1 protein-coding gene is annotated in these 1,745 nt (G+C 73.0%); it reads right to left on the reverse strand.

Features of this window, described 5'->3' with window-relative positions; translation table 11 throughout:
• A partial coding sequence (locus WEB03_RS03785) for a molybdopterin-dependent oxidoreductase (RefSeq protein WP_368069642.1) occupies positions 1–1,745 on the reverse strand: 1,745 nt, incomplete at both ends.

Here is a 1,745-nt window from a genome sequence, read left to right on the forward strand (position 1 = left end):
CGCAGGTGCCGTCGTCCGATCAGCACCGTGGTCGGGGGCTCCCGATCGAGCTCCGCCTCGAGCTCGGGGAGGCCGGCCAGGAACGCGTCGGGAGCGAGGTGGACCCGGCGATCGTCGGTGGTGAGGACGTCGGGCACCCGTGGCTCGAGCGGTCCGTGATCGATGCCGTGGGGGTTGGCTTCCATCGCCGCGAGCGTGAGGCCGTCGCCGCCGGCGAACCCATCGCCGTACGGCCCGGCGCGGAGGACGAGGTCGAGCATCCGCTCGGGACCGCGTCGTGGAGCCACGGCCGCGAGCAACGCGGCCGGGTCACGGTCGATCCCGATCCGTGCGCGGGGATCGGCCGCGAGGGCCTCCGCCGTCTGCTGGGCCACGAGGTCGTCGGCGAGCGACACGTCGAGGTCGCCCGCCCCATCGCGGGGGACGCCGGCGCCGAGCGCGATCGAGGCGAGCGCGAGCAGGATCTCCCACTCGTCGAGCTGGCCATCGGGGAGCTGGCGGACCGCGGGGGAGTAGTTGATGACGTTGCGGATCGACAGGCCGGCGAACACCAGGTCGCAGTGGCTGCGCTGCAGCGGGCCGGGAGGTGGCAGCACCACGTCGGCGTGACGTGCGGTCGCGCCGACGTAGGGGTCGACCGCGATCACGAGGTCGAGCCCGGCGATGGCGGCGTCCAGGCGCGCAGCGTCCGGTGTCGAGATGGTCGGGTTGCCACCCACGACGATCAGGGCGCGGACCTGCCCCTCGCCGGGGGTCTCGATCTCGTCGGTCAGCGTGGCGACGGGGAGCTCGCCGATGGCCTCCGGCAGCCCCCGCACCCGCGACGACCACCGCCCCATGCGGAACGCCCGCCCGGCCCCCGGTCGGTGGTGAGCGGGGCGTGGGAACATCGACCCGCCGGGACGGTCGAGGTTGCCGGTCAGGACGTTGACGACGTCCACGAGCCAGCTCGCGAGCGTCCCGTGCCGCACCGTCGTCGTCCCGAGACGGCCGTAGACCACGGCCCGTTCGGCGGCAGCGAGCTCACGAGCCAGGCCCCGGATCTGTTCCGCGTCGAGGCCGCAGGTGGCCGCGACCCGCTCCGGTGTGAACCCGGCCAGCGCCGAGCACACCACATCGATGCCGTCGACGTGGGCAGCGAGGTCGGCGGGGACGTCGACCAGGTCCTCGTCCACCACCGTGGCCACGATCGCGGCGAGCAGCAGCGCGTCGGTCCCAGGTCGGATCGCCAGGTGCTGGTCGGCCTTCTTCGCCGTGCGTGTCCTGCGAGGGTCGACGACGACCAGGCGACCCCCGCGAGCCCGCAGCGCATCGAGACGCCCGGGGACGTCCGGGACGGTCCAGAGCGACCCGTTGGAGGTCCGCGGATCACCGCCGAGTACCACGAGCAGATCGGTGCGGTCGATGTCCGGGACGGGGATCGCCAAGGGGTCCCCGAAGACGGTGCCGCAGCTGACGTGCTTGGGGAGCTGATCGACCGACGAGGCCGAGTGCACGTTGCGCGTGCGCAGCGACTTGATCAGCGGTCGGGCGTAGAGCTGACCGGAGAGGGTGTGGGCGTTCGGGTTGCCGAGGTAGATGGCGACGCTGTCCGGGCCGTGCTCGGCGATCACCGCACGCAGCCGCTGATCGACCACGTCGAAGGCCTCGTTCCAGGTCGTCTCGACCAGGCCGTCGGGGGTCCTGATGCGCGGGGCGGTGAGGCGGTCCGGGTCGTGCTCGAGCTCACCGATGAGCGCGCCCTT

The sequence above is a fragment of the Nitriliruptor sp. genome (genome assembly GCF_040882075.1).
Classification (GTDB): Bacteria; Actinomycetota; Nitriliruptoria; order Nitriliruptorales; family Nitriliruptoraceae; genus Nitriliruptor.